General features: G+C 65.7%; 5 protein-coding genes and 1 pseudogene. 4 read left to right on the top strand and 2 right to left on the bottom strand.

The genetic code is table 11. The features are described from left to right. The 4 genes and pseudogenes from FNJ47_RS42405 to FNJ47_RS42390 all read left to right on the top strand — a co-directional run. Positions 1-1,531 (top strand): methyl-accepting chemotaxis protein (locus FNJ47_RS42405; RefSeq protein ID WP_163162274.1); only part of this gene is annotated, 1,531 nt, incomplete at its 5' end. Between the two features lie 94 nt (positions 1,532-1,625). Next, positions 1,626-1,826: pseudogene (locus FNJ47_RS42400) on the top strand (methyl-accepting chemotaxis protein); the annotation flags it as partial. 388 nt (positions 1,827-2,214) lie between these two features. Continuing rightward, complete coding sequence (locus FNJ47_RS42395; protein ID WP_163162272.1) at positions 2,215-5,394, top strand: efflux RND transporter permease subunit; 3,180 nt, start codon at positions 2,215-2,217, stop codon at positions 5,392-5,394. After that, complete coding sequence (locus tag FNJ47_RS42390; protein ID WP_163162270.1) at positions 5,381-6,583, top strand: efflux RND transporter periplasmic adaptor subunit; 1,203 nt, start codon at positions 5,381-5,383, stop codon at positions 6,581-6,583. The genes FNJ47_RS42395 and FNJ47_RS42390 overlap by 14 nt, the downstream gene beginning before the upstream one ends. A gap of 174 nt (positions 6,584-6,757) precedes the next feature. On the opposite strand, the gene FNJ47_RS42385 is transcribed toward FNJ47_RS42390, so the two are convergent. Both FNJ47_RS42385 and FNJ47_RS53405 read right to left on the bottom strand, forming a co-directional pair. Continuing rightward, positions 6,758-8,269: an acetyl-CoA acetyltransferase gene (locus FNJ47_RS42385; protein ID WP_163162268.1), complete on the bottom strand. Its 1,512-nt coding sequence runs from the start codon at positions 8,267-8,269 to the stop codon at positions 6,758-6,760. Between the two features lie 170 nt (positions 8,270-8,439). Then, the coding region (locus tag FNJ47_RS53405) for an efflux RND transporter permease subunit (RefSeq protein ID WP_175068495.1) at positions 8,440-8,782 on the bottom strand (343 nt) is incomplete at its 5' end.

Raw genomic sequence — 8,782 nt, 5'->3', positions numbered from 1 at the left:
CGGCGAGCTGCGCGCCGGGGTCATCACCTACCGCAACGTGATCCGCGAACACATGCTCTCGGAAACGCTCGAGGAGAAGCTGGCCGCGGAAAAGACGCTCGCCAGTGTCGTCGAGATGAACACCAAGGCTCGCGCCAAGTACGAGCCGATGATTGCCAACTCGGAGGAGCGGGTGCTGTACCAGCAGTGGTCCGACACCTGGGACAAGTACCGCAAGGGCACCGAAGAGGTGATGGCGATCTCGCGCAAGGAAGTCGGCAAGCTTCCGCATGAAGCGCACGAGCTCAACACCAAGGTCGTCAACAAGATCGGTCTCGAGGCGGACGAGATCCTGAACAAGGACATCGAGCTCAACAACGTCGGTGCCGGCAAGGCCGCGCAGGAAGCCGCCAGCAATTACGGCTCGGCGCTGATGATGGTGGCCGCGATCCTCGGCATTGCGATCCTGATCAGTGTCGGCGTCAGCCTCTACACGGTTCGCGACATTTCGGCCGGCATCGCCTCGATCGTGAGCCCGATGCAGGCGCTCGGCCGCGGCGACCTGACCGCGCAGGTGCCGCACCAGGGCGAGAAGACCGAGATCGGCGCCATGGCCGATGCGCTGCAAGTGTTCAAGGAAGCCCTGGTCGCCAAGAGGGCGGCTGATGAAGCCGCGGCGGCCGACGCCGAGGCCAAGATCGAGCGCGGCCGCCGGGTCGATACCATCACCCGCAATTTCGAGCAGATGATCGGCGAGATCGTGCAGACCGTGTCGTCGGCCTCGACGCAGCTCGAAGCGTCCGCCAGCACGCTGTCGTCGACCGCCCGGCGTTCGCAGGAACTCACCACTTCGGTTGCTGCGGCGTCCGAAGAGGCCTCGACCAACGTCCAGTCGGTGGCGTCGGCGACCGAGGAGCTGTCGTCGTCGGTGACCGAGATCAGCCGTCAGGTGCAGGAGTCGGCGCGGATGGCCGGCGACGCCGTCGGCCAGGCGCGCACCACCAACGATCGCGTCAGCGAGCTGTCGAAGGCGGCCGCGCGCATCGGCGACGTCGTCGAACTGATCAACACGATTGCCGGCCAGACCAATCTGCTGGCGCTGAACGCCACCATCGAGGCGGCGCGCGCCGGTGAAGCCGGCCGCGGCTTCGCGGTCGTGGCTTCCGAGGTGAAGGCGCTTGCCGAGCAGACCGCCAAGGCGACCGGCGAGATCGGCCAGCAGATCGCCGGCATCCAGACCGCGACCCAGGAGTCGGTCGGTGCGATCAAGGAGATCTCGTCGACCATCGAGAAGCTGTCGGAGATCTCGTCCACCATTGCCGCCGCGGTCGAAGAGCAGGGCGCTGCGACGCAGGAGATTTCCCGCAACGTGCAGCAGGCGGCGCAGGGCACCCAGCAGGTCTCGGCCAACATCACGGACGTGCAGCACGGCGCCAACGAAACCGGCTCGGCTTCGAGCCAGGTGCTGTCGGCAGCACAATCGCTCTCGGGTGACAGCAACCGCCTCAAGCTCGAAGTCGGCAAGTTCCTCGAGGCCGTCCGCGCGGCCTGACGCCGGCCGAATCTCCGACCATCGAACAATGCCCGGTCGACAGACCGGGCATTTTTTTGCGTGGATGCCGCATTCACGCTCAGCAATTCAACGGAAGGAAATATCCCGAAACGTGCAGCAGGCGGCGCAGGGCACCCAGCAGGTCTCGGCCAACATCACCGACGTGCAGCACGGCGCCAACGAGACCGGCTCGGCTTCGACCCAGGTGCTGTCGGCGGCGCAGTCGCTCTCGGGCGGCAGCAGCCGCCTCAAGCTCGAGGTCGGCAAGTTCCTCAACGCCGCTCGCGCCGCCTGATCCGGCGCCATCAGGCGGGCCGGGCTGCCGGGATGGTTCTCAGGGCAACCAATCCCCGCGTGGTGGGCCGGCCGGCTCACCACGCTTTGCATTTTCGCAGGGCAGCGATGCGTTAGCCTTCTGGCGGCGGAAACGGCGTACTCGGCCAGCCCGGTTTCGGAGCAGGGCCGTCTCTTTTGACGACAACATGAGCGCGATCGGCGGCGCTGCGTCCGACACGGTTGATCGAAGCGCGCCGCTTCACCGCGCTATGCCAAGGAAGTGAAGGCTGTCGGGGCTCCGCAGGTTGGCGTTTTGCCCGGCATCGGGTAAATCGGCCGCTGCGGAACGGCTTTTGCAATGTCGATTCCTCTGCCTGGGCAGGCTTCATTTCGGGAATGTTGGTTTTATGATCGCACTGGTTCGTATCGCGCTGAGCCGGCCATATACTTTTGTCGTGCTCGCGATCCTGCTGCTGATCATCGGACCGCTGGCGGCATTGCGCACGCCGACCGACATCTTTCCTGAAATCCGCATCCCGGTGATCGGCGTGGCCTGGCAATACACCGGCCTGCCGCCGGACCAGATGTCCGGGCGTATCACGACGCCGTTCGAGCGCACGCTGACCACGACGGTCAACGACATCGAGCACATCGTCGCCAATTCCTATAACGGCTTCGGCATCGTCAAGATCTTCTTCCAGCCCAACGTCGACATCCGCACCGCCAACGCGCAGGTCACCGCGATCTCGCAGACCCTGCTCAAGCAGTTGCCGCCGGGATCGACGCCGCCGCTGATCCTGAACTACAGCGCCTCGACCGTGCCGATCATCCAGGTCGCGCTGTCCGGCGACGGCCTGACCGAGCAGAACCTCGCCGATATCGGCATCAACCAGTTGCGCACGCCGCTGGTCACGGTGCCCGGCGTCGCAATCCCGTATCCGTTCGGCGGCAAGCAGCGCCAGGTCCAGATCGACCTCAATTCGACGGCGCTGCAGGCGCGGGGGCTGTCGGGGCAGGACGTCGCCAACGCGCTCGCCGCGCAGAACCTGATCACGCCGGTCGGCACCCAGAAGATCGGCAGCTTCGAATACACCATCAATCTCAACAACTCGCCGCTCAAGATGGAAGAGCTCGGCGACCTGCCGATCAAGCAGGTCAACGGCGCGATGGTCTATGTGCGCGACGTCGCCACCGTGCGCGACGGAAACCCGCCGCAGACCAACATCGTCCATGTCGACGGCAATCGCTCGGTGTTGATGATGGTGCTGAAGGCCGGCGCGATCTCGACGCTCGATATCATCGCGGGCATCAAGCAGAAGGTGATCGAGGTCAAGGACCAGCTGCCGGACGCGCTGAAGATCGGCTTCATCGGCGACCAGTCGGTGTTCGTCCGCGGCGCGATCACCGGCGTCGCCGTCGAGGGCGTGATCGCGGCGCTCTTGACCAGCGTCATGATCCTGCTGTTCCTCGGCAGCTGGCGCTCCACCGTCATCATCGCGGTGTCGATCCCGCTGTCGGTGCTCGGCGCCATCATCATGCTGTCGGCGATCGGCGAGACGCTGAACATCATGACGCTCGGCGGCCTTGCGCTCGCGGTCGGCATCCTGGTCGACGACGCCACGGTGACGATCGAGAACATCAACTACCATCTGGAGCAGGGCAAGCCGGTCGAGCAGTCGATCCTCGACGGCGCCAACCAGATCGTGACGCCTGCCTTCGTCTCGCTGCTCTGTATCTGCATCGTGTTCGTGCCGATGTTCTTCCTGACCGGCGTCGCGCGCTTCCTGTTCGTGCCGATGGCTGAAGCTGTCATGTTCGCGATGATCTGGTCGTTCATCCTGTCGCGCACCCTGGTGCCGACGATGGCGAAATATCTGTTGCAGCCGCATGTGCATCACGAGGGTGGGCCGCCGAAATCGCGCAATCCCCTGGTCTGGTTCCAGCGCGGCTTCGAGGCGGGCTTCGAGCGCGTCCGCGGCGGCTATCGCGGCCTGCTCGAGATGGCGCTCGGCCATCGCAAGGTGTTCGTCGCCGGCTTCCTCGCGGTGGTGGCGACGTCGTTCCTGCTGGTGCCGTTCCTCGGCCGCAATTTCTTTCCTGCGGTCGACGCCGGCAACATCCTGATGCATGTCCGCACCCAGGTCGGCACCCGCGTCGAGGAAACCGCTAACCAGATGGCCGACGTCCAGAAGGCGGTCCGCAAGCTGATCCCCGGCGAGATCGAGACCATGACCGACAACATCGGCATGCCGATCTCCAGCATCAACATGACCTACAACAACACCGGCGTGATCGGTCCGCAGGACGCCGACATCCAGATCAGGCTGAAGGACGGCCACAAGCCGACCGCAGAGCATGTGCGCACGCTGCGCGAGCAGCTGCCGCGGCTGTTTCCGGGCACCAGCTTCTCGTTCCTGCCGGCCGACATCGTCAGCCAGATTCTGAACTTCGGCGCGCCGGCGCCGATCGACCTGCAGATCCGCGGCGCCAATATCGAGGCCAACTTCGCCTATGCCAACAGGCTGCTGGCCAAGATCAAGCGCATCCCCGGCATCGCCGACGCGCGGATCCAGCAATCGCCGAACAACCCGACCTTCAACATCGACGTCGACCGCACCCGCGCGCAATATGTCGGCCTGACCGAGCGCGACGTCACCAACTCGCTGGTCGTCAACCTCGCAGGCTCCTCGCAGGTCGCGCCGACCTACTACCTCAATCCCGATAACGGCGTGTCCTATTCGATCGTGATGCAGACGCCGCAGTACCAGATCGACTCGCTGAGCGCGCTGCAGACCCTGCCGATCACCGCGACCGGCAACACACAGGCGCCGATCCTCGGCGGCATCGCCGACATCAAGCGCGCGACCTCGAGCGCGGTGGTGTCGCAATACGACATCCAGTCGCTGGTGCAGATCTACGCCACGACGCAAGGGCGCGATCTCGGCGGCGTGGCGACCGACGTGCGCCAGCTGATCGCAGACACCGCCAAGGAAGTGCCGAAGGGCTCGTCCGTGGTGCTGCTCGGCCAGGTGCAGACCATGAACTCGGCCTTCACCGGTCTGCTGTTCGGCCTGCTCGGCGCGGTCGTGCTGATCTACTTCCTGATCGTGGTGAACTTCCAGTCCTGGTCGGATCCGTTCGTCATCATCACGGCGCTGCCCGCAGCACTTGCCGGCATCGTCTGGATGCTGTTCACGACCCAGACCACGCTGTCGGTGCCGGCGCTGACTGGGGCCATCATGTGCATGGGCGTCGCAACCGCCAACAGCGTGCTGGTGATCAGTTTCGCCCGCGAACGCTATGAGGAGCTCGGCGATCCCGTCGCTGCGGCGCTGGAGGCCGGCTTCGTCCGGTTCCGCCCGGTGCTGATGACGGCGCTCGCGATGATCATCGGCATGGCGCCGATGGCGCTGGGGCTGGGCGAGGGCGGCGAGCAAAACGCTCCGCTCGGTCGGGCCGTGATCGGCGGCCTGATCTTCGCCACAACGGCGACGCTGATGTTTGTTCCCGTGGTATTCAGTATGGTACACAAGAAGCAAGGCGCCAAAGCCGCCGCCTCATCGGAGATTCCGCATGCAGCCCACTGAACAGCGCCCACCGGTGTCCAGCCGGAGATTGGGCATATTCGGCGTGGTTGCACTGGTCGGCGCAGGACTGATTGTCGGCACCGGCATCCGCGCCCGTGAGGAGCAGGACAACAGGCTGAAGGAATGGACCGACGACCAAGCCGTTCCGACCGTCGCAGTGGCGCTGCCTAACGCCAAGGCGTTGAGCCCTACGATCGATCTGCCCGGCCGGCTCGAGGCGTACTCCCGCGCGCCGATCTTCGCCCGCGTGTCCGGCTATCTCAAGACCTGGGACGCCGATATCGGCGCTCGCGTCAAGGCCGGCCAGGTGATCGCCGAGATCGAGGCGCCCGACCTCGACCAGCAATTGCTGCAGGCGCGTGCCGATCTCGCCAGCGCCCAGGCCTCAGCCAAGCTCTCGGAGGCCACGCTGAGCCGGCGCAAGACGCTGGTTGCCTCGAACTTCGTGTCCGCGCAGGAGATCGACGAGCGCACCGCCGACCTCTCCAACAAGAACGGTGCGGTCAAGGCCGGTCAGGCCAATGTCGAGCGGCTGGAAGCGCTCGCCGGTTACAAGAAGATCACAGCGCCGTTCGATGGCGTGGTGACCTCGCGCGACACCGACGTCGGCGCGCTGATCAACGCCGGCGGCGGCTCGGGCCCGGCAATGTTCACGGTCTCCGACATCACCAAGCTGCGCGTCTATGTCAACGTGCCGCAGAACTACGTTCCGGCGATCAAGATCGGCGCCAAGGCTACGCTGGTGCTGCCGGATTACCCGAACCGTACTTTCCAGGCGACGGTGGAAGCCTCTTCGCAGGCGGTCGACGTCGCCTCCGGCACCACGCGGATGCAGCTCGGGCTCGACAATTCCTCCGGCGAATTGATGCCGGGGAGTTATGCCAGCGTGAAGCTGAACTTGCAGCGCGAGTCCACGCCGCTCAGCATTCCCGCCAGCGCGCTGATCTTCAACAGCAGCGGCCTGCGGGTCGCGACCGTCGGCCCTGACGACAAGGTGCTGTTCAAGACCGTGAAGATCGGCCGCGACCTCGGCAAGGAGATCGAGATCGCCTCGGGCCTTGCTCCCGACGACCGCATCATCACCGCCCCGCCGGATGGCCTCGCCGACGGCGATCATGTCCGCGTCACCGGCGCCGGCGCCAAGGGCAAGCCGACGACGGCGTCCGAGAAGCAGGATGTGAAGGGGTAGGGCGCAAGGCGCCTTCGCCTCTTACCTCGCCCCGCTTGCGGGGAGAGGTCGGATCGCATCATCAGATGCGATCCGAGTGAGGGGGTACGGGTCCAGCCACTTGCACCACCTGGCGGAGGAAGCCCCTCACCCCAGCCCTCTCCCCGCAAGGGCGGGGCGAGGGAGCTTAGAGACCTATCCCACCCGCCATTCCAGCATGCCATCGTCAGCGGTGACGATGTTGCCGGTGCTGCCGACCGGCGTGCGATCCATATTCTGCAGATACGCCAGCGTCGCGGTATCGCTCGGCGGAATCCGGCCGAGGGTGCGGCGGCCGTCCTCGGTGCGCAGCATGGTGACGCCGTGCTCGACCTCGCCATTGGCGCGATAGATCACGGTGAAGGCCTCGACCTTGCCTTTGCCCGCGGCCTCGGCGGTGAAGTCGGGCACATCGCGCCTGTTGCGGTCGGCCTCGGCCTGCACGCTGGTGTCCTGCTTGAGCGCGGCCTGCGGCGCGGCGCGCGACAGCACGAGGCCGTGATGCTTGGTGACGAAGCCGCCCTGGCCATAGAGCAGGCCGAGCGTGCCGCCGCTTCGCAGCTTGCGCACCATCGCGCAGGCCGAATGCGTCATGTAGGTGTTGAGCGGCGCGCCGAAGAACGTCAGACCACCGGTCACGGTCGGCTGCACATCGCTGCCCAGGCCGAGCGTCCGGCGCGCCATCTTGGGCACGCAGGGGAAGCAGCTATAGAGTTCGATCGCGTCGAACTTCCTGCCGTCGCCGCCGACGAGATCCATCACTGCCTTCAGCACCGCGGTCTGCGCGTGGCTCTCGACGAACTGGTCGCGGGTCAGATAGTCGCGCGGTTCTTCCGCGGAGGCGCCGCCGAGCGGGTAAATCAGTTTCTCCTCCGGTACGCCGGCGGCGCGCGCCTTGGCAAGGCTGGTCAGGATCAGCGCGCTACCCATGTTGACCGTCGGGTTCGCCACCATCAGCTTTGTGTATGGCCAGGCGATCATCCGGTTGTCGGGCGTCGCGGTGGTGATCTCGTCGCCGGTGAAGCGCTTCTTCAGCCACGAGTTCGGATTGTCCGCGGCAACGCGTGCGTAGGTCGACCACAGGTCGCCGGATTCCTTCAGCGCCTCGCGTGGGGTCTGGCCCCAATGCGCCGAGGTCGCGGACTCATAGAGCGGATAGACCGTGATCGGCCTGAATACGCCAAGCGTCACGGCCATCGGCTTCTGGAACGCAGCGCCGCGCTTCGGCTCCTCCACGTCATGCGCGAACGGCGTCCACGGCAATTCGACGCCGGCGCGCTGCGCCTTGGTGGCGGTCGACTGCGCCTCCGCGCCGCAGACCGCGGCGACGCTGCATTCGCCGCGCGCAATGCGCTGCGCGGCCTCGTGCAGATAGCGGATCGGGCTCTCGCCGCCGACTGGGCCATAATAGAGATGCGTAGGCTGAATGCCGAGCCGTGCGGCGAGCTGCTTCTCGGGATCGCGATAGCGCCAGCTCAGGAAATTGACGACGTCGAGCGACTGCACGTCGGAGAGCAGGTTTGCGCCGCTGTCCGCCTCGGCGCGCTTCAGCGCCTGTTCCAGCAGAGTGAGCGGCTCGAGGCCGGCGGCGATGTCCTTGGGACGATCGACGACCTCGCCGACGCCGACGATGACGGGAATGCGGTCTTCGGGGATGCTGTTCGACATTTTGTTCTAGCTTTACTTTCTCGATTTTATCACGCCGTCGCCCTTCGAGGCCTCCGCTGCGCTACGGCGCCTCAGGGTGACGGCTACGGGGACGGCGTCATCCTGAGGTGCGAGCCTTGCGGCGCGTCAGCGCCGCTGGGCGAGCCTCGAAGGATGGGCCAAGTATTCGATCACTCCGCCACCAGCGCGTTCATGTGCTCGACGGCCTCGACGAAATCTTCCTTGAACTCCTGCACCACGGCGCCCGCGGACTTCACGCTGTCGACCAGGCCGACGCCCTGGCCGACGAAGTAGCTGACGAGATCGCGCGCCTTCTCGTTGCCGGCGGCAGCGGCGCGGTCGATGGCGTTGAAGGCGTCGCGGCTGATGATGCTTTGCAGCGGCATCGGCAGCGCGCCGAACAGCGCCGCCAGCGTCGTCATCATGATCGGACGGAAGCGCAACAGGCAGGCCTGCACGATGGCGTCATAGGACGACATGCCCTTGTGGCGCTCGGCCTCCAGCGCGAAGTCG

Source organism: Bradyrhizobium uaiense (assembly GCF_010811875.1).
GTDB classification, from domain to species: Bacteria; Pseudomonadota; Alphaproteobacteria; order Rhizobiales; family Xanthobacteraceae; genus Bradyrhizobium; species Bradyrhizobium uaiense.
The sequence above is the reverse complement of the archived record's forward strand: the minus strand, read 5'-3'. Positions and strand labels throughout refer to the sequence as shown.